Origin of the sequence: Flagellimonas chongwuensis (assembly GCF_013376415.1) — a bacterium.
GTDB lineage: Bacteria > Bacteroidota > Bacteroidia > Flavobacteriales > Flavobacteriaceae > Flagellimonas > Flagellimonas chongwuensis.
Map to the genome: position 1 here is coordinate 37,611 of NZ_WYET01000013.1, position 20,857 is coordinate 58,467.

The following is a 20,857-nucleotide window of genomic DNA, read 5'->3' on the forward strand; positions in this document are numbered from 1 at the left end:
TACTTTCCCGTTATCTTTGCTCCCATAATATCAAAAAAACATATTCATGCTAGGCCTAAAGCTTCCAACGGACCCAAGATGGGTAAACATTGTAGAAAAGAATATTCAGGAAATTTTGACCGATCATGCCTATTGCGAGCAGAAGGCTGCCAGCACTGCTATTTCATTGATAATCGGTTTTCCTGAAAAATCAGAGTTGGTCAAAGAAATGACTGCCCTGGCCCGTGAAGAAATGGGTCACTTTAACATGGTCCATGATAAAATTTTGAAGCGTGGATGGGTCTTGGGCCGCGAACGCAAGGATGAATATGTAATACAGTTGATGAAGTTTTTCCCTAAAGGTGGAAGCCGGGACACACACTTGGTGCACAAACTTTTATATGCCGCCTTGATTGAGGCCCGAAGCTGCGAACGCTTTAGGTTGCTTTCCGAAGAAATAGACGATGAAGAACTGTCCGAGTTTTACCGAAACCTAATGGTAAGTGAAGCCAACCACTATACCATGTTCCTAAAATTTGCACGGAAATACGGAAATAAGACCGAAGTGGACAAAAAGTGGGATGACCTTTTGGAATATGAGGCCCAACTTATGAGGGATCTTGGCAAAAAGGAAACCATGCACGGTTAAGCCGAGTCATAGTCCATCTAATTTTCCAATTTCTTCTTATAATAATCATACATTTCAAATTGAGATCGTAATTCAGGTTGTACTTTCAACCTTTTCCTATAAGCGTTGTCTTGCTTTTCGGAAAATATCCTTGCTTTGGAATTATCTTTCCACGATATCTCAAACGTATCTAGCAGTTCTTGCCTAATATCTGGGTCGTAAATGGGACAGCCTACCTCTACCCTAAAATCGAGATTACGCGTCATCCAATCCGCTGATGAAATATAGATTTTTGGGTCACCATCATTACCAAAAATGAACAGTCTTGGGTGTTCCAGAAACTTATCTACTATACTAATGGCCTCAATATTTTCGCTCATGCCCTCAACTCCGGGAATCAAACAGCAAATACCCCGTACAATCATTTTTATTTTTACTCCTGCCCTACTGGCCTCATACAACTTATCCACCATTTTGTAGGAGGTAAGGCTGTTCATCTTTATTTTGATATAAGCCTCTTTCCCGGCCTTCGCCAATGCGATTTCTTTATCGATCAACTTGGTAAAGGTCGACTTTGTATAATGCGGGGAAACAATCAGATGCTTATACTTGTTGATTTTATAGTTGGTCTCAAAAAATCCAAACACCTTGCTCATGTCCTTAAGAATGCCTTGATGTGCGGTAAACAAGGTATAGTCGGTATAGATTTTCGCCGTTGACTCGTTAAAGTTACCGGTACTGATAAATCCATAACGCTTGATACCTTCATCTTCTTCCCGTTCCACCAAACAAATTTTACTATGCACTTTGAGACCGGGCACGCCAAAAATTAGGTTTACGCCTTCATCTTGCAGGTAATTGGCATACTCAATGTTGTTCTGTTCATCAAAGCGAGCTTGCAACTCAATCTGTACGGTAACCTGCTTACCATTCTTTACGGCATTTACCAAAGCGGACGCAATCTGGCTGTCGCTTGCCAATCGATAAATTGTAATCTGTATTCTACGAACTTTTGGGTCCAAAGCAGCTTCACGTAAAAACTTGGTCACATAACTAAACGTATGATAAGGCGCATAGATCATATAATCTTTGTGGGCAATCATATCCAACAAACTACCTTTCATGCTGAGTCCTTTCACTGGAAGTGGCTCAATTTTATCATACATTAGGTCATGTCTCCCCAAGCTAGGGAAACCCATGTAATCTCTTCTGTTATGGTAACGGCCGCCGGGAATCACACTATCCGTGCCCATGATATCCATTTTTTCCTTTAGGAACTGCAACGTGTCCTTATCAATGCTTTTATCGTAGACAAAACGTACGGGATCACTTATTTTTCTGTGCTCTACACTGGAAGAGATTTTCTCGATAAAACTCTTGCTCAAATCGTTATCGATATCCAACTCAGCATCCCTTGTTATTTTGATCATGTGGGCGGAAATGGATTCAAAATCGAACATGGTAAACACACTGTCTAAACAAAAACGAATCAAATCATCCAACATGATCACATAGTCCTTATCCCCTTCTTTGGGCAATACAACAAAACGGTCGATTCCCTTAGGAATCTCGATCAACGCATATCGGTTGTGCTTTTTTCTCGCAGTTCCGTTTTTCATCACCACTTTAACGGCCAAATAGGCTGCTGTGTCCTTTAGAAGAGGAAACTCCGTAAGGTCGTTCAGTATGATGGTCATCAATTCCTGGTTCACCTTTTTGAAAAAGTAGTCCCGAATAAACTCGGCCTGACTTTCATTTACCTCGGTTTCCCTAATGATAAAAATATTTTTTTCCCGTAATTCCTTATCTATCTGTTTAAAAATCTCAAGGCTACGTGTCTGCTGGTTGATTACAATTTTGGTGATTTCCTCTAAAAGATCTTTTGCTCTTTCACCACCCAAAACGCTTTTACCTGTTTTTCCGGCGTCCACGATTCGCTTTACCGTTGCGTACCTTACTTTGAAAAACTCGTCCAGGTTATTACTGAAAATCCCTAAAAAGCGAAGTCGGTCAATCAGTGGGACCCGAGGGTCCTTGCTCTCTTGCAACACCCTAGCATTAAAATGTAACCAACTGATTTCCCTATTTATATACTCGTTCTTTGTTTTAATCATTTATTTCTTCAAGTGTTTTGGAAAGACCATTTGTTTAGTGGTCCCTTTTGATATTTTTGACCAATCGTCCACACCAAATGTAATATGGACAAGTCCTGCAGTGGGAACGTTCTCAATATACTGATCTCCCCAAGTATTTGCAAGTGAGGTAAAGGCATAATTGTGTCCGAATATAGCAACGGTGGCCAAACTATTGTCAAGCTTTTTCACAAACTGCTCTACGCTGTTACCCGAAAAATCGTAAAGCTTGTTTGTGACGTTGAATTTTGATAGATCAAACTCCAAGTTTCTAACAAAAATCATGCTGGTGTGCAAGGCCCTGTTGGCGGGACTCGAATATATAAAATCAATCGAAGGTGCATGTAATCCAAAGGTCTTGGCTACCATGTGGGCGTCATTAATGCCTCTTTCCTTCAAAGGACGGTCCTTATCGGAGACATCGTAATCCCAGGAGGACTTTCCGTGCCTCATCAATATAATTTGTTTCATCGTAGTGGGTTTTTATGGTGCCAATCGTTCTATTTTCCAATCAAAATCTTCTTGTAGAGAATATCTAATTCTATCATGCAACCTATTGGGGCGACCCTGCCAAAACTCGATGGAAATGGGTCTTACGAGATACCCTCCCCAATATTCAGGTCTAGGTACTTCTTTGCCATCGTATTTTTTTTCAAGTTTATTCAACTTACCCTCTAAATATTCGCGGGACGGGACCACCTCGCTTTGATCTGAAACCACCGCACCCAATTGGCTGCCATGCGGTCGAGATTCAAAATAACCGTCCGAAAGGTTTGGTGCAATTTTTTCGGCCTTGCCCTTTATGATGACTTGCCGTTCCATATTGGGCCAAAAAAAGGATAGGCAAACAGATGGGTTTGCTTCAATGGCCCTACCTTTTTCACTATGGTAATTGGTATAAAAGATAAAACCTTCAAAAGTGAACTTTTTCATCAAAACCACCCTGCTTTTTGGGAAGCCATCCAGACCAATGGTGGAAACTGTCATGGCATTTGGCTCATCCACTCCATCGGAAGCTTCTGTCTCATAGAACCATTTTTGAAATTGTTCCATGGGGTTTTCCTTCACCGATGCTTCTGTGAGTTCACTTTTTTCATAAGATTTCCTGTAATCTCCAAGGTCTTTTTGCATAATGTGAAGTTCGGCAAAAATAGGGTCACCTCAAAGTAACGGATTTGTAAAAGTTTCGGAATTTTTTCAGACATCAAAATCGAACACCTTACCATCATCTGCCAATTCCACAACTGGAAATATTTCTTGGGCCTCTTTTTTGAACAGTTCAATGGATTTGTAGCGTGTTGAATAGTGCCCGAGTATCAAAAGTTTTGCATTCGCCTTTTGTGCAATCAGCGCGGCCTGTTTGGCTGTAGAGTGCTTTGTTTTCTGGCACAGATGTTCCTCTGAATCCAAAAAAGTTGATTCATGGTACAGTACGGTGACATCCCGTATAATAGGTAAGATATTTTCGTTGTACATGGTATCGCTACAAAACGCATAGCTTTTTGGTGCTGGCGGAGCCAATGTGAGTTTTTTATTGGGAATGGTTCTTCCTACATCGTCAACACCATCCACACCTTTTTTAATATTGTTGAACTGGCTCCTATCCACACCAAATTTTCGGGCCGCCTCAATATCCAATGTTCGTGGAGCTTCCTTTTCCTCAAAAAAGTAGCCATTGGTATATACTCTATGAATCAAAGGAACGGTTCGAACGGTAACCTTATCATCTTCAAAAACGAGCTCTGATTCGCTTGATTCCAGTTCGTGGAATATCAAAGGGTAATTGGTCCAAGAATCGCCTAATTTTAAAAATAATGTGATGGCCTGTTTAATTCCTTTTGGTCCATAAATATGAAGTTCCTTATCTCTACCCAGCAGCCTAAAAGTTGAAATCAGTCCAGGCAAACCAAAAAAGTGGTCTCCATGTAGATGCGATATAAATATATGGTTGATTCTGGAAAACTTGACCTTGTACTTTCTGAGCTGCACTTGCGTACCCTCACCACAATCAATTAAAAAAAGGTGGTTTTTTATCTCGAGTACCTGCGAAGTCGGATTGGTAAATGTGCGTGGTGTAGCGGCATAGCAACCTAGTACGGTAAGTTTCATATACCAAGGTCGCGTTCTATTTCCTCCATTTCGATAAGGTCCTTGGCTTCTTGAAGGGTAGGTACAACGCTGATTTCTTCAGGAACTTCGTCATAACTCAGTTTATCGGTCACCAAAACAAAGGATTGACCACCAGCTTTATGGACATTGGAAAGATCCAAAAATTCCAAAATATTGTCGACGCTCAATTTATCAAAAGAAAAAAGATTGATGACGATATTGTCGTGTTTAAGTTTGGGGTATGCTTTATTGAGATTTTCCAAAAAACCGCTCAAAGTGGTCTTTTCTTGGAAAACAATGGTCGTTGTTCCGTCCTTGTCGATAATCATCTTTACTTAATTTTTGATGCCAGAAGATACAGTACGGCCATTCTGACCGCCACTCCATTTTCTACCTGATGCAATATAATGGATTGGTCCGAATCGGCCACATCACTGGTAATTTCTACACCTCGATTTATAGGGCCCGGGTGCATGATTACGATTTGCTTGTCCAAACTGTTCAGCATTTCCTTATTGACCCCAAATTGCTGAGTGTACTCACGTGTGGAAGGAAAATAACTGATATCCATTCTTTCGTTCTGTACGCGTAACATATTGGCCACGTCGCACCATTCCAAAGCTTTTCTCAAATTGGTCTCCACTTCTACTCCAAGCGATTCGATATGTTTAGGAATTAGGGTCTTTGGGCCACAAACCTTCACATTGGCTCCCTGTAATTTCAGTGCGAAAATATTGGACAGTGCTACTCGGGAATGTAGAATATCCCCAACAATCACCACGTTCTTTCCGCCTACATCACCTAACTTCTCCCTAATGGAAAAAGAGTCCAGCAATGCCTGTGTTGGGTGCTCGTGGGCACCGTCTCCTGCATTTACAATAGATGCCTTTACGTGCTGTGACAAAAAAATCCCCGCACCTGGATTGGGGTGGCGCATCACCACCATGTCCACTTTCATGGACAGGATATTGTTTACGGTATCGATAAGGGTCTCCCCTTTTTTTACAGAGGATTGCCCTGCCGAAAAGTTCACCACATCCGCAGAAAGTCGTTTTTCCGCAAGTTCAAAAGAGAGCTTGGTACGGGTGCTGTTCTCAAAAAAGATATTGGCTATGGTAATATCCCGAAGGGTGGGCACTTTTTTAATGGAACGATTGATGACCTCCTTAAAATGGTCTGCCGTTTCAAAAATGAGCGATATATCCTTTTTGTTCAGATACTTGATTCCCAACAAGTGGTTTACACTTAACTCGCTCATTCCCTTTTATTTGCTTACTAAATATACTTTATCTTCACCGTCGTTCTCTTCCCACATCACCTTTACTTTTTCTTCGTTTATGGCATCAACTTGCCTACCACGATAAGTAGGCTGTATAGGCAGGTGCCTGCTAAAACGTCTATCGATCAATGTCAAGAGTTCAATGTTGCTCGGTCTTCCAAAGGATTGGATAGCCGTAAGGGCGGACCTGATACTTCTTCCTGTATAAAGAACATCATCAATAAACACCACTTTTTTATCTTCCACCAAAAAGTTCATTTGTGTGGAATTGGCCTTGAGGATTTCCCCCCTTCCAAAATCGTCCCTAAAAAATGTGATGTCCAAGAAACCAAGATCAATATGTTTGATCTTGTATTCCTTTTTGAGAATCTTCACCAATCTTTCTGCCAAAAAAACACCTCTAGGTTGAATACCAATCAAAGCGGTGTCCTTGAAATCCAAATGATTTTCCATAAGCTGACAGGCCAACCGGTGCAGTATGATGTTGATTTCCTTTGAAGTAAGCAGAACTTTTTGACTCATATGCTATGTGCGACCAACTCGGTTGAATACAAAAGTAAGCAATTCTTTAAAATTTTCGGGACATAAAAAAGCCCCGACTGTTTCCAGCGGGGCTTCGTATCATTGAAAAGTCTGATTATTTTTTCTTGGAATCAGCTTCCATTTTATCTTTCAATGCTTGCAACTGTGAGTTGGCATCTCCAAGTGTAGGCGCAGCTTCGTCGCTAGACGTGGCTCTTTTCTTGGCAGCAGCCTTCACATTTCTGTCCTCTTGCTCTCTAAAGATTGCAGTGTGGCTGGCCACAACTCTCTTGAAATCTTTGTTGAACTCGATGATCTTGAATTCAGCTTCCTCTCCTTTTTGAAGTTTCTTGCCGTCTTCTTTTTCCATGTGACGTTGTGGAACAAACCCAACGATGTCCTCGTTGAAGTTGATAGTTGCTCCTTTATCAACAACCTCTGCGATTGCAGCTTTGTGAATTGTACCTTCAGCAAACTCATCGGAATATTTGTCCCATGGATTTTCTGTGGTCTGCTTGTGACCAAGGCTCAATTTGCGTCCTTCCACATCCAATTCCAATACCTCTACTTCCAAAGTATCACCTACGGTAACAAACTCGGATGGGTGCTTGATTTTCTTGGTCCAAGAAAGATCGGAGATATAGATCAAACCATCGATTCCTTCTTCCAACTCTACGAATACACCAAAGTTGGTAAAGTTTCTAACGATTCCTTTGTGACGTGATCCAACAGGATATTTAGAAGTAATATCAGTCCATGGGTCAGGAGTCAATTGCTTGATACCCAGTGACATTTTACGATCTTCTCTATCCAAGGTCAATACAACTGCTTCAACCTCGTCACCAACGTTTACGAAATCCTGAGCAGATCTAAGGTGCGTGCTCCAAGACATTTCTGAAACGTGAATCAAACCTTCAACGCCTTCGGCAACTTCGATAAACGCACCGTAATCAGCGATTACAACTACCTTACCTTTTACTTTGTCACCAACTTTGATCTCATCACCTAGGGCATCCCATGGGTGTTTCTCCAATTGCTTAAGACCTAACTGGATTCTTGACTTGTTATCATCGAAATCAAGGATAACAACGTTCAATTTCTGATCTAGGTCCACAACCTCGTTCGGGTGGTTGATACGGCTCCAGGAAAGGTCGGTAATGTGTACCAATCCATCCACACCTCCAAGGTCGATAAATACCCCGTAAGATGTAATGTTCTTGACAACACCTTCCAATACTTGACCTTTTTCCAACTGGCCGATGATTTCTTTTTTCTGCTCTTCGATGTCCGCTTCGATCAAAGCTTTGTGCGATACCACTACGTTCTTGAACTCGTGGTTGATCTTCACTACTTTGAACTCCATGGTCTTACCTACGTACTGATCGTAATCACGGATAGGCTTCACATCGATTTGAGAACCTGGTAAGAACGCCTCGATACCGAATACGTCAACGATCATACCACCTTTGGTACGACATTTAACGAAACCTGTAACGATTTCTTCCTTATCGTGCGCATTGTTGACACGCTCCCAGGCTTTAATAGTTCTTGCTTTTCTGTGGGACAATACCAATTGACCGGTCTTGTCTTCACGGATATCGATAAGTACCTCAACTTTATCTCCAACTTTTAGGTCTGGATTGTATCGGAACTCATTCAAGGAAATTACACCTTCGGACTTGGCATTGATGTCAATGATGGCCTCACGGTCTGTCATGTGAACAACTTCTCCTTCCACTACTTCCTCATCGGCAGTGTCCACAAAGTTTTCCTCTACAAGTGTTTCAAATTCCTTAAGCTTGTTGTCGTCAACACGCTCGATTCCTTCTTCGTACTTGTCCCAATCAAAATTTTCAAGAAATTCCTTTGGATCTTGTTGGGGTTGTGTTTCTTCTTTTACTGGTGCTGCGGCAGTTTCTTCTACCTCAACGTTTTGTTTTTCTTCAGCCATGCTTTGCTGATTAAAATTTGTATTCCACGTTTTACAAGAGTTGAACAATTACCGCGGAAGTGGTTTTAAAATGATTTTCTAGATTCCCTTTTTTCTCTTGCCTCCTTGCCAAAAGGGGTGCAAAAATACAATTAAATTCTTGATATACAAAGCATACTAGCAAGGTTTCCGCAAAAAAAGTATTACAATTATTTAATGGCAAAATAAAGACAGATTGACTATCTTGAAAGTTCTAATTATTAACTGTAAAAAAGTACCCTTATGAGTGTAAAAGCAAAGTACCAGCCTGTATTGGACCTAGGTGAGAAATTGGAAGTGAAAAACGGTGATGTAAATGTTGAAGGCAACGTTTTAAAAATAAAGGGAATGACCAAGACTCAGTATGAGAAAAACTTGCTGTGGGACAAAATCAAAGAAATTGGTGGAGAAAGTCCATCGGATATTAAGGCAAACATTACGGTAGAGGATGAATCCGTATATGCTTACCACACGGTTAAAAGTGGTGAATCTTTGAGCAAGATTTCCAAACATTACTACGGAGACCCGATGAAATACAATAAAATATTCGAATCGAACACCGATCAATTAAAGAATCCTGATGTTATACATCCGGACCAAGTGCTGAAGATTCCGAATTTGTAAGTAACTGTCACATCGAGCGCAGTCGAGATGTAATTAGGTTCTCGACTGCGCTCGAACTGACAATACACAAGGCGTCCTTTTGGGCGCCTTTTTGGTTTTAGGTATTTAACAGGTCAATTGGGAAAGGCGTTCTGTCAACCCAAAACCTAGATCCATCAATTACCCCTAGATTATTATTAATAATCTGCTTTCTTCATATTTAAAATTAACCATATCCTGCTAGTTATAAATTATAAATCTGGGTTCCTTCTCTATTGAAATCAATGAAACATCTAACCACAAATCAGTTACTAAACAAAAAAGAGAACGCCATAAAGGCCATCTCTCAATGTTATCCGTTATCAGAAGAGTTATTGAAAAAATACCAATCGATATGGGATTGGGAAGGAATCAGTGACAACCACTTGATAGACTGGAACATCACCTTACTTGAAAAGTATCAAAACCGATTGTTATGGAAAGAGGGGCGGTTCTTGAATTTTAATACTTCACTGCCATGGTCTCCCGAATTAATCCGGAAATTTATACACAGTAAAAAATGGACTTGGGATGATTTTATTGGTCAGGAACAAATCTTTCAGGAACCCGAATTACTAGCGCTGTGTTTACCTGAATGGAATAAGAATGCCAGACAATATTTGAAAACAAGTCTAAGTCCAGATACAGATTTAGGAATGTACAAATATTTTGAACACGTTAAATGGGCTGATGATGCCGAAACCTGGGCCCCTGAAACTATTGAGAAAATCGAAAACATGCATTGGGACCTCTTTAGTGGAGTGGAAGGGTTTCCTTGGACCGTTGAATTTATTGAAAAACATAAAAATAGGTTAGACTGGAAGCGACTTAGTTGGAATGGAGGTTTGCCCTGGAATTTGGAATTCATAAAACAGTTTAAAGACAAATGGGATTGGAACTGGATGAGCTATGATATTCCTTGGACGATTGAAATAATTGATGCCTTTAAAGATCACATTAACTGGAACTCCATTTCAAATGAAGACAAAATTGATTTTTTACCTGAACTGGCAACAAAATATCCTGATAAGGTTCAATGGGCATATCCAAACATAGATTTTGGTAGTTGGGAGGGTACTTTTAGTGGGGCAATCAATAGTGAACAATTGCTCTGGACCCCTGAATTTTATCAAAAAATGAAATTGTCAGTAGAAGCATTCTTTTTAAAAATGGAAGAAGAATGGAATCGAGATCTGGAATACGACACCATTGATTTGGTGGGTGAGGAAGGCGAACGGGTCTACTGGACCTATTTTGCAAAAGGCAACAATTGGTCTGTGGACTTTTTTTCTTTACTGCTTCAGAAAGAAAAAGAGGACAACATTGCGACCATTGACTGGAACCTTATTTGTGAGTATTCGAAAAACCTTTGGACAGACGATTTCATAGAAAAACATCAGGAAAAACTAAAAAATAACCTAGGAAGCCTTGTAGAAAACATGAACTTTCCATGGGATAAATACAAGGGTCTGTTTCTTCCTTATTGCTCCAAATACGAAATTTCCAGGTTGGCAGGCAACGTAGCTTTTACTGTATCCATAGCGTTTTTGAAAAAATATAAAGATGATATTGACTGGTGGTCATTCTCCCGCCGGACAGATTTAGAGTTTGACATTCTCGAAGCATTTGCAGATTCAATCGATTGGACTGTTTTGACTCAATCCAAAGAGATAAGTATTGAATTGTTACAAAAATTCCCTAAATATGTTTCCTGGAATTTGCTATCAAGTAGAAACGACTTGGATTTTAGCAAAATGGATTTGGATTTACCCTGGTATTGGGATCGAGTCTTTGCATGCAATAAGCACCTAAAACTATCCCACTATCTAGATGAACACACGCTGCTAGCTTTTTTGAACGAGCAAAGTTCCTTACCTCTGCCTAATCGTTTTTAAATTGTTGGATATCGCTTTATCTATCGGTTTCCATTAGAGTTTGCAACACTCAAGAAAAAATGCCGTCTTTGAATCAATCAATCAATCTCTTAAAACCTTCAGATAATGCGTAGAATTAATTTTGGCTTCATTGTAATTTCCCTTTTGACATTAGCGTGCAATTCCAATAAGAAAAATAAAATTGTCGATTCCACAATAGGGAAAGAACTCTCGATACAATCAAGGATTGAAAACAACATTTACAAAATAGACGAAAATGGCAAAAATGATTCCATAGCCACTACCCTTGAATCAAGAATGGAAGCCTTAAATGTACCTGGGGTCAGTATTACAGTTTTTGACAACAATGAAATCCTTTGGTCAAAAGGCTATGGTAAAAAAAATAAGGAAACAGGGGAAAATGTAAACAAAAGCACGCTCTTTCAAGCAGCTTCGATTTCTAAACCAGTTGCCAGTGTTGCAGCATTTAAATTGATCGAAAAAAACAGGTTTTCCCTCAATGAAAATGTAAACTCAAAATTAGATAGGTGGCAAGTACCCGACAATCAATTTACTAGAATAGAAAAAGTGACACCCCGTAGAATTATGAGCCATACTTCTGGTTTAAGCACATCCGGGTTTCAAGGCTACAACAAAAAAGATTCGATTCCTACACTATTGGAAATAGTACAAGGAAGTGACATAACCAATTCAGAACCCGTGCGTGTTGTCCAAAAACCCGGGGAGTCCGAATTATATTCGGGCGGTGGAATGGAAGTATTGCAAATGTTGATGGAGGATGTAACCGGAGAAGCATTTCCCCAACTGCTAAACACTTTGATTCTTGATCCAACTGGAATGGAGAACAGTTCCTTTGCTTATCCACTTCCTGAAAGGTTGGATAGTTTAACCGCAAATGGTTACGATGAAAATGGAAAAGTCGTGGAGGGTGGTTATCATATCTATCCCGAAAAAGCAGCAGCTGGTCTTTGGACCAATCCAACCGATTTAGCCCTGTTTATGATAGCACTAGGAAAATCATATCGTGGAGAAGACAATAGTTTATTAAGTCAAGAATCAGCAAGGACAATGATGACCAGGGTACCCGGTGCAGGTGGTATTGGAATAGGAATAGATGGTGAAGGGGAAGCTTTTCGTTTTAGACACACAGGTGGAAATGCAGGATTTGTTTGCTATGCAGTATCCTTCGCCAATAAGGGTCGTGGTTTGGTAATTATGACAAACTCAGACAATGCTTTCCCTTTGGTCCATGAAATAGTACGAACCATTTCCAAGGAATATAATTGGCCCGCCATGTGGATGCGTGAATGAAAAAGATTTCATGGAAATATCTTTTTGTTGGATTAACGGCTAAAAAGCACGATCTTTTCTTAGTTGTCCATCACAAAACAATAGCCCATGCTCACCCACATTAATCCAAAACTTCCCATGCGCAATAAAAAAAAGACACGTGATTTCTATTGCGGTCAACTAGGCTTCAACATATTTGGAAACGCCGATTATGATGGTTATCTAATGTTGGAGAAAGATCAGGTCCAAATCCATTTTTTTGAATTTCGGGACCTTGACCCGAAGGAAAACTACGGCCAAGTTTATATACGTACAAACAATATTGATGAGCTTTATCAATCCTTGCTGGCAAACAATACCAAAATACACCCGAACGGAAAATTAGAAGTAAAACCGTGGGGGCAGAAAGAGTTTTCACTTTCGGATCCGGACAACAATTTGTTGACTTTTGGACAACACCATCAGTAAGGGGCCGCACACTAATACATTACCTCAAGAACAAACCAAAAATTCACTTTTATAAAGAATAAGTTGTATAATAATTTTACGAAACCAAATAGTTGCATATATTTGCAACCAATCAGTTTCGTTTTAAGATTATGAGAAGAGATGTATTTCAGGCCATTGCAGACCCCAAACGAAGAGCAATTATCGCACTTATTGCGGTACAGGCCATGACACCCAATGCCATTGCGGAAAATTTCAATACCTCACGCCAATCTATTTCCAAGCATTTGAAAATACTATCAGAATGCGACCTGGTAAAACAAGAACAGCAAGGAAGGGAGATTCATTATTCGCTCAAAATAGAGAAACTGAAGGAGGTAGATGCATGGATTGAACAATATCGACAAATATGGGAATCCCGATTCGATCAACTTGACAATGTATTATCAAATCTAAAAAAGGATAAAAAATGAAAAATAATTTGCTCTTTGATTTTAAGGTAGACAAGAAAACCAAAACAGTATTTGTGGACAAAGAATTTGCAGCAGACCTATCGTTGGTCTGGGATGCTTTTACCAAAAAAGAACTACTTGACCAATGGTGGGCCCCAAAACCATTCAAGTCTAAAACTAAACAGATGGATTTTCGCGAAGGCGGTATGCGGTTCTATGCCATGGTGGGACCCGAAGGTCAAGAACATTGGGCCATTCAAAAGTACAAATCCATAACCCCTAAATCCAATTTCACCTATCTGAACGCTTTTGCAGATAAAGACGCAAATCCTGACCTGCCCGGCTCAGATTGGGATTTGAGCTTTAGCGAACAGAATGGCAAAACAACCGTGAATATTGTTATCGTGAACGATTCGTTGGAACGTATGGAACAAATGATTGAAATGGGTTTCAAAGAAGGTTTTACCGCTGCGCTACAGCAATTGGAAGCCGTCCTCTAATCCAACCCATATTACTTTGGAAGTGCCATAACCACTTTCCCGACCGTATGGGTCAATCCTATTTTTATTTCTCTTGACATTAAAGAACGCCTTTGGGCGTTTTTTTGTTTGAAGGGGTATCCATATCAATTGAAAACAGGCATCCATAAACCCAGAAGGTGGATTCGTCAATTTTGGATGAATTTTTTACATGTAAATTCTATATTCACTTACAGGTCGATATAAGTCACTACGTATGAGCGTAGCGGAAGTATTAAAACGAAGCACATCTTAATTTTTGAATATTGCAAATCTATACGTTTAAAAAACCATTACAATAATAAATACAAAACACATTATGGATTATCCCTTTTCTTACTTCGGCCATGGTTTAGGCTCACCCACCGGAAATTTTTATGCTTATATCTGGTTTGAAAAAATATTTGACACATCCGAAAAAGAAAATTTTAGGGAGTTTATAAAAGATAGTACTTTGTACTATTTGTTTCATCCGCACAAGGACTGGCATGGCCCACATCTTATGTTTTTTTTAGGTAGTATTGATTTTAAAAAATTCATACGGTACAATCCTGAATTTGATGAAAAGGAGTTTCCTGATATTCTTCCTGATGATCTATACAAGTTTTATGATATTGAAAAGGAAGGTTTATCAGATATAAAGAAGAGGCTTTTAGCGTTCAACCACGAATTAGATGAAACTTTAGAAAAAATACACCAAGTTTACCCCATTCGTTTTTTTCTCAACTGTCAAAGTAATCGAACCCAATTTAGTCCATGGCACAAATGGAGCTTAGGTCAGTTTAAAAATAACATACTTCCATATATATTAGATTACTTCAAAACGTATAAACCTACTGTTTTTGATGCAACCAATCGATTTAATCTTGAAGAAAGTCCTATTGTTTTAGCTAAACTATTAGATTTTTATTTGAAAGCTCCAATTTTAAAAAAAATGAGTCATCAAGAAAAAGAAGAACTTTTTCAGACCATAATTCATTCGACTCCCGAAAATTATTTTAATACTTTTTCTGAAACCTTTTTAAAGCTAAAAGATAATTCTTGGAAAAATATATTGGGCGCAACTAACAAAAGTTACAAGGAAAGGATGTTCATAGTGAATTTCCAATTTCGAAATAATATACCGAGCTACATTCATAATTATAAAGGGATCAAATTAAGTGATGAAGATTTCAAATGGTTAGAAAACGAGTTAAGGGAAGACGTTGTTCAATTAAAAGAAAAAATTCTAAGGGAATATAGGGGTAATTAAAATCGTATTGTAGTGAGATAAGATATATTGATTATAAGATTATTACAAGCCAACTACTCAACAGGATAAGTACAACTCTAAAATTACTCCCAATTCTCAAGCATGCTTCGCAATCACCCGTTTGGCAAACTCATGGATACGCTCAAACTGTTCTTCCAGTCCCATATCGCTATTATCAAACTCAATGGCATCCTTGGACTTGGTGAGCGGTGAAATAGTTCGGGTAGAATCGATTCGGTCGCGCTCCTCAACATTTTTCAATACTTCGGCATAGGTAACCTCCTCCCCTTTTTCCAATAGTTCTTTGTAGCGTCGGGCGGCGCGAGTTTCGGGTGAAGCTGTCATAAACAGTTTTAATTCGGCATCGGGGAAGACTACGGTACCAATATCACGGCCATCCATGACAATGCCCTTATCCTTGCCCATCTCCTGTTGAATCTTCACCAATTTTTCCCGGACTTCCTTAATGGCAGCCACCGGGCTTACAAAACCGGACACTCGCATGGAACGGATTTCCTGCTCCACATTCTCATCATTCAAAAACATATCGGAACGACCGGTTTCGGTATTGGGCACAAATTTAAGATTGACCTCAGGAAGTTTATCTATCAAAGCAGCGGAATCGAGTTCACCCTTCTCGTTCACGAACCCATGGTTCAATGCAAAAAGAGTAACGGCACGGTACATGGCACCTGTATCCACATAAATATAGCCCAAGGCAGCGGCCAATCGTTTGGCGATGGTACTCTTTCCAGTAGAAGAATAGCCATCAATTGCTATCGTAATTTTTCCCATACGCCAAAAATAGGCAGAAATATCATGATGATTATATGACAAGTATCATCTAAAGTTCCTTGGCGTTCTTGACTTTTTGTTTGGTAATGGCGATATCTATCACTTCGCTCATATCGGTCACGTAATGAAACGTCAGCCCCTTTAGGTACTCATCTTTAATTTCCTCGATATCCCTTTTATTATCGGCACACAAAATAATCTCTTTGATTTTTGCCCTTTTTGCCGCCAAGATTTTCTCTTTGATACCGCCTACGGGCAACACCTTGCCACGAAGGGTAATCTCGCCGGTCATGGCCAAGCTCTTCTTCACCTTGCGTTGCGTAAAGAGTGAAATTAAAGAGGTCAACATGGTAATACCAGCACTTGGGCCATCTTTTGGCGTAGCGCCTTCGGGAACGTGGATATGTACATTGTACTTATCAAAAACACCCGAATCGATACCATACGCATCAGCATTGGATTTGATGTATTCCATGGCAATGGTGGCAGACTCTTTCATCACTTTACCCAAGTTACCCGTAATGTTCATGGCTCCCTTTCCTTTGGAAAGAATGGATTCTATGAACAGGATATCACCGCCAACACTGGTCCAGGCCAATCCCGTTACAACACCGGCAACATCATTGTTCTCGTACTTGTCGCGCTCCAAACGGGCAGGACCCAAGATGTCCTCAATATTCTCGTTCGTCAACGTAACGTTGTATTCCTCCTCCATCGCAATGGATTTGGCTGCATAACGCACCACTTTGGCGATCTGTTTTTCCAAGCTACGCACTCCAGATTCACGGGTATAGCCCTCAACGATTTTCTCCAATTGGCGCTTGCCGATTTTTAAATCTTTTTTGGACAATCCATGCTCCTCCAATTGTTTGGGCAATAGGTGACGCTTGGCAATCTCCACCTTCTCCTCGATGGTGTAGCCTGTTACGTTGATGATTTCCATACGGTCGCGCAATGCAGGTTGAATGGTTGATAGGTTGTTCGCTGTGGCAATGAACATGACTTTTGACAGGTCGTAGCCCATTTCCAAGAAATTATCATGGAACTCGCTGTTCTGCTCGGGGTCCAATACCTCCAACATCGCAGAAGACGGGTCTCCTTGATGGCTGTTTGACAATTTATCAATTTCGTCCAGAATAAATACAGGGTTGGATGTTCCCGCTTTCTTCAAGCTCTGTATAATCCTGCCCGGCATGGCACCGATATAGGTTTTTCGGTGACCACGGATTTCAGCCTCGTCACGAAGCCCTCCCAACGACATACGCACGTATTCCCTTCCAAGTGCTTCAGCTACGGATTTACCCAAAGAGGTTTTACCCACCCCTGGAGGTCCGTACAAGCAAAGTATAGGCGATTTCATATCGTTACGCAATTTCAACACTGCTAAATATTCAATAATCCGGCGCTTTACATCTTCCAGTCCGTAATGGTCTCTGTCCAAAATCTTTTGGGCTCTTTTCAGGTCGAACTTGTCCTTAGAGAATTCGTTCCATGGCAAATCCAATAAAAGGTCCAGATAGTTACGCTGAATGGAATACTCGGCCACTTGAGGATTCATGCGTTGCATTTTGGAGAGTTCTTTCTCAAAATGCTCCTTTACTTTTTTGCTCCATTTTTTCTTTTTGGCCTTTTCCGCCATTTCATCCACCTCTTCCTCGTACGACAATCCACCAAGTTCCTCTTGGATGGTCTTCATTTGTTGGTGAAGGAAATATTCGCGCTGCTGTTGGTCCATATCGCTGCGGACCTTGCTCTGGATATCGTTGCGAAGCTCCAATTTTTGAAGCTCCATGTTCATATATTTCAATGTAGCCAATGCTCTTTCCTGTAGATTGGCAATTTCCAAAAGCTGCTGCTTGTCCTTCACATCCAGATTAAGATTGGAAGAGACAAAATTGATCAAGAACGAATTGCTCTGAATATTCTTGATGGCAAAAGTGGCCTCACTGGGAATATTTGGATTGTCCTTGATGATCTTGAAGGCCAATTCTTTTATCGAATCGATTATGGCCTCAAACTCACTTCCTTTTTCATCGGGACGCTCTTCAGCTGCTTCGCTCACTTGGGCCGTTAAATACGGCTTCTCGGTAAGTACCGCATCGATCTTGAACCTCTTTTTACCTTGAATGATCACCGTAGTGTTGCCGTCCGGCATTTGGAGTACCCGTAAAATACGCGCTACGGTACCCACGGTATTGATATCCTCCGGTCCGGGATTCTCTACAGATTCATCTTTTTGGGACACGACTCCGATGGTCTTGGAACCATTATTGGCGTCCTTGATCAAATTGATGGACTTATCCCTGCCCGCCGTAATCGGGATTACTACACCAGGGAACAACACTGTATTCCTAAGAGGCAATACCGGTAAGGTTTCCGGTAAGCTCTCTTTGTTCATCTGCTCTTCATCTTCGGGCGTCAACAACGGTATCAATTCCGCATCTTCATCAAGCCCTTGCAGATCTATATTGTCAAATTTGGTTATTTTCATCTCTCCCATATCAACTTTTCGGTCATTTTGTCATAAAAAACAATCAACCCACATTTTTATTCTACATTGAAGCTTTCGCAAACCCCTAAAAATCAATGTTCATAGCGACCCTTGAGCTTCTTATCACCCATTAATTGGCAATTCCTGTGCCATTAAAAATCAAATTTTAAGAAAAAAGTGTAACAAATGGTAAATTGGCTCATCTATAAGACAAACCAATCATTTTTTGAGCCAACAAAATGAACATATTGACACACTGCTCCAGTTGTGCATGCAGGGCAAACAAAGCGCGCAGCTAGAAATTTACAATCGGTACTACAAGGCGATGTACAACACCGCTTTTAGGATTGTAAAGCATACTGCGGAGGCCGAGGATGTAATGCAGGAATCGTTCCTGAGTGCATTCACCAAACTACATACCTTTAAAGGAGACGTCGCCTTTGGAGCTTGGTTAAAGCGGATCGTGATCAATAACAGCATCTATCATTACAAAAAGCAGCAGAAAAAACGTGCTGACGATTTGGATGATGTAATGTACAAGGTCGAAGATAATGATGGAGTTGCTTCGGATCAAAATGGTTACACAGAACTGAAGGCTCAAAAAGTGATGGAAACCATGAAAAGTTTGAAAGACAATTACAGAGTTTCTTTGACCTTACATTTAATTGAAGGGTACGATTACGAAGAAATAAGCGAAATAATGAATATAAGCTACGCTAATTGTAGAACCATGATTTCGAGGGCCAAAGATAGCCTTAGAAAAAAGTTGACCGTAAATGTTTAGTTATGAAGAAGGATAATTTAGATCATCTGTTCGAGAGACTCCACGGCGAGTTTGATGTAGAGGAGCCCCAAGGCGGGCACCAAGAGCGGTTTTTGGAAAAATTGAACCAGGGCCAAGGCACCATTGCCCTACATAAAAAGAAAACATCGTGGTGGAAACCGTTGTCCATTGCAGCTTCCATTGCCTTGGTCGCACTAATTGGTTACCAAGCCTTTGGGCCTCAGCCAAGCATTAAACAACAGGTAGTGGAAATAGCACCGGAGGTATCCCAAACCGAGTTCTATTTTGCGAATTTGATAGAGGAACAGGTAGAGGAAATGAAGGAGGAGAAAACACCGGAAACAGCTCAATTGGTGGATGACACCTTGGCACAATTGGCCAAGCTGGACAAAGACTACCAAAGCCTTGAGCAGGATTTGGTCGATGGTGGTGACAGCAAGATCATCTTGAGCGCAATGATCACCAATTTCCAAACACGCATCGACCTTTTAAAAGAAGTTTTGAGCCAAATAGAAAATATTAAGAATTTAAAAACACAAAATGATGAAAGCTTTACAATTTAAATCCATCTTTTTCGCCTTGGCTTTTGTTCCCCTATTCGTTAGTGCCAATATGGACAACGACAAATTGAACGGAAAGTACACCAAGGAAAAAACCATTAAGAAGGAGTTTAACGTTAATTCGGATGCCCTTTTGAAGGTCAGCAATAGCTATGGAAACCTGAACATCACCTCCTGGAACCAAAACAAAGTGATGATTGAGGTACACATTAAAACCAATGGGAATGATGAAGACCGCGTACGGGAACGCTTGGAGGAAATCAATGTAGATTTTGACAATAGCGCCAGCATGGTATCCGCCATCACGGATTTTGGCAACAGGAACAGTGGTTGGAATTGGAACTGGGGCAAAAGAAAAAGTGTGAGTGTACAAGTCAACTACACCATAAAGCTTCCTGTAAAAAACAGCGTCAACCTTAGTAACGACTATGGCAATATCATGTTGGATAGGATTGATGGTCATGCCAAAATTAGTTGTGACTATGGCAAAATGGACATTGGTGAGCTACACGGCCGCAATAATGAGCTACGGTTCGATTACACCTCACGTTCTACTTTTGGGTACATAAACAGTGCTGAAATCATTGCTGACTATTCCGGTTTCACCATCGATAAAGCAGGAAACCTTACTATTAAGGCCGATTATACCAACGGTGTTGTGGAAGAAATGGATAACCTCCAATATTCCAGCGACTATGGCTCCATTGATGTTAGAAACGTGAAGAATGTGGATGGTAACGGAGATTATATCGGAGTTAAACTGGGGAACGTACACGGCAATGTGTCCATTACAAGCGATTACGGCTCCATTAAAATTGATAGATTGGCCCCTGATGCCGGAAATGTACAAATACGTACCGATTACACAGGCATTAAAATAGGTTACGATTCCGGCTATCACTTTGACTTCGAAATTGCTACCGAGTACGCTGGAGTAAGCGGTAAAGATGATTTCGAAATCAATATCAGTAAAGAAAAATCCACCGAAAAATATTATAGTGGTTACTACGGAAGTCCAAACTCTGGAAATAAGGTGAGCATTACCAGTGACTACGGAGGCATATCATTTTACAGAAATTAACATCAATTCAAAAACTTTAAATTAAACACAAG

At 40.4% G+C, this 20,857-nt stretch carries 21 protein-coding genes; 11 read left to right on the plus strand and 10 right to left on the minus strand.

Features of this window, described 5'->3' with window-relative positions; all coding sequences use genetic code 11:
• Positions 1-46: 46 nt before the first annotated feature.
• Entirely contained in the window at positions 47-628 is a 582-nt protein-coding gene (locus GUA46_RS16355; protein ID WP_108245030.1) for a MiaE family protein, read from the plus strand.
• Between the two features lie 17 nt (positions 629-645).
• Here the strand turns inward: GUA46_RS16355 and ppk1 are convergent, their stop codons facing one another.
• From ppk1 to rpsA, 8 genes are all read right to left on the minus strand, one after another.
• On the minus strand, positions 646-2,721 hold the full coding sequence (gene ppk1 / locus GUA46_RS16360; RefSeq protein WP_176621376.1) for a polyphosphate kinase 1: 2,076 nt from the start codon (positions 2,719-2,721) through the stop codon (positions 646-648).
• Entirely contained in the window at positions 2,722-3,210 is a 489-nt protein-coding gene (locus GUA46_RS16365) for a SixA phosphatase family protein (RefSeq protein ID WP_108245028.1), read from the minus strand.
• A gap of 12 nt (positions 3,211-3,222) precedes the next feature.
• Positions 3,223-3,870: a pyridoxamine 5'-phosphate oxidase gene (gene pdxH, locus GUA46_RS16370; protein WP_176621377.1), complete on the minus strand. Its 648-nt coding sequence runs from the start codon at positions 3,868-3,870 to the stop codon at positions 3,223-3,225.
• Between the two features lie 66 nt (positions 3,871-3,936).
• On the minus strand, positions 3,937-4,848 hold the full coding sequence (locus GUA46_RS16375; RefSeq protein WP_176621378.1) for a ribonuclease Z: 912 nt from the start codon (positions 4,846-4,848) through the stop codon (positions 3,937-3,939).
• Positions 4,845-5,177, minus strand: coding sequence for a ribonuclease Z (locus GUA46_RS16380; protein ID WP_176621379.1), 333 nt, complete (start codon positions 5,175-5,177; stop codon positions 4,845-4,847). Before GUA46_RS16380 ends, GUA46_RS16375 begins: the two co-directional genes overlap by 4 nt.
• Positions 5,178-5,179: 2 nt before the next feature.
• Entirely contained in the window at positions 5,180-6,106 is a 927-nt protein-coding gene (locus tag GUA46_RS16385; protein ID WP_176621380.1) for an aspartate carbamoyltransferase catalytic subunit, read from the minus strand.
• Between the two features lie 6 nt (positions 6,107-6,112).
• Positions 6,113-6,649: a bifunctional pyr operon transcriptional regulator/uracil phosphoribosyltransferase PyrR gene (gene pyrR / locus GUA46_RS16390; RefSeq protein ID WP_108245023.1), complete on the minus strand. Its 537-nt coding sequence runs from the start codon at positions 6,647-6,649 to the stop codon at positions 6,113-6,115.
• A 115-nt stretch (positions 6,650-6,764) separates the two neighbouring features.
• Complete coding sequence (gene rpsA / locus GUA46_RS16395; protein ID WP_176621381.1) at positions 6,765-8,600, minus strand: 30S ribosomal protein S1; 1,836 nt, start codon at positions 8,598-8,600, stop codon at positions 6,765-6,767.
• Positions 8,601-8,861: 261 nt separating this feature from the next.
• On the opposite strand from rpsA, the gene GUA46_RS16400 reads away from it, so the two are divergent.
• The 7 genes from GUA46_RS16400 to GUA46_RS16430 all read left to right on the plus strand — a co-directional run bounded on the left by GUA46_RS16400 (position 8,862) and on the right by GUA46_RS16430 (position 15,114).
• The gene (locus GUA46_RS16400; RefSeq protein ID WP_108245021.1) at positions 8,862-9,242 is read left to right on the plus strand and encodes a LysM peptidoglycan-binding domain-containing protein; all 381 of its coding nucleotides are present in this window, start codon (positions 8,862-8,864) and stop codon (positions 9,240-9,242) included.
• 263 nt (positions 9,243-9,505) lie between these two features.
• Complete coding sequence (locus tag GUA46_RS16405; protein WP_176621382.1) at positions 9,506-11,155, plus strand: hypothetical protein; 1,650 nt, start codon at positions 9,506-9,508, stop codon at positions 11,153-11,155.
• 105 nt (positions 11,156-11,260) lie between these two features.
• Positions 11,261-12,466 carry a serine hydrolase domain-containing protein gene (locus GUA46_RS16410; protein WP_176621383.1) on the plus strand — a complete coding sequence of 402 codons (1,206 nt, stop codon included), beginning with the start codon at positions 11,261-11,263 and terminating at the stop codon, positions 12,464-12,466.
• A gap of 87 nt (positions 12,467-12,553) precedes the next feature.
• On the plus strand, positions 12,554-12,913 hold the full coding sequence (locus GUA46_RS16415) for a bleomycin resistance protein (RefSeq protein WP_176621384.1): 360 nt from the start codon (positions 12,554-12,556) through the stop codon (positions 12,911-12,913).
• A gap of 131 nt (positions 12,914-13,044) precedes the next feature.
• Positions 13,045-13,365, plus strand: a complete 321-nt coding sequence (locus GUA46_RS16420) for an ArsR/SmtB family transcription factor (RefSeq protein ID WP_108245016.1) — start codon at positions 13,045-13,047, stop codon at positions 13,363-13,365.
• Entirely contained in the window at positions 13,362-13,844 is a 483-nt protein-coding gene (locus GUA46_RS16425; protein WP_176621385.1) for an SRPBCC family protein, read from the plus strand. Before GUA46_RS16420 ends, GUA46_RS16425 begins: the two co-directional genes overlap by 4 nt.
• Before the next feature lie 337 nt (positions 13,845-14,181).
• A complete protein-coding gene (locus tag GUA46_RS16430) occupies positions 14,182-15,114 on the plus strand; it encodes a hypothetical protein (RefSeq protein WP_176621386.1) in 933 nt (310 codons plus the stop codon).
• A 96-nt stretch (positions 15,115-15,210) separates the two neighbouring features.
• On the opposite strand, the gene cmk is transcribed toward GUA46_RS16430, so the two are convergent.
• Positions 15,211-15,909 (minus strand): (d)CMP kinase, encoded by a 699-nt coding sequence (gene cmk / locus GUA46_RS16435; protein ID WP_176621387.1) that lies wholly within the window; start codon positions 15,907-15,909, stop codon positions 15,211-15,213.
• Between the two features lie 49 nt (positions 15,910-15,958).
• Entirely contained in the window at positions 15,959-18,409 is a 2,451-nt protein-coding gene (gene lon, locus GUA46_RS16440) for an endopeptidase La (protein ID WP_176621388.1), read from the minus strand.
• Positions 18,410-18,626: 217 nt separating this feature from the next.
• On the opposite strand from lon, the gene GUA46_RS16445 reads away from it, so the two are divergent.
• From GUA46_RS16445 to GUA46_RS16455, 3 genes are read left to right on the plus strand one after another with little or no spacing between them, the layout of a single operon-like run.
• Positions 18,627-19,184, plus strand: coding sequence for an RNA polymerase sigma factor (locus GUA46_RS16445; protein ID WP_108245011.1), 558 nt, complete (start codon positions 18,627-18,629; stop codon positions 19,182-19,184).
• 2 nt (positions 19,185-19,186) lie between these two features.
• Positions 19,187-19,747 (plus strand): hypothetical protein, encoded by a 561-nt coding sequence (locus GUA46_RS16450; RefSeq protein WP_176621389.1) that lies wholly within the window; start codon positions 19,187-19,189, stop codon positions 19,745-19,747.
• Positions 19,728-20,825, plus strand: a complete 1,098-nt coding sequence (locus tag GUA46_RS16455) for a DUF4097 family beta strand repeat-containing protein (protein WP_176621446.1) — start codon at positions 19,728-19,730, stop codon at positions 20,823-20,825. The genes GUA46_RS16450 and GUA46_RS16455 overlap by 20 nt, the downstream gene beginning before the upstream one ends.
• Positions 20,826-20,857: the final 32 nt, after the last annotated feature.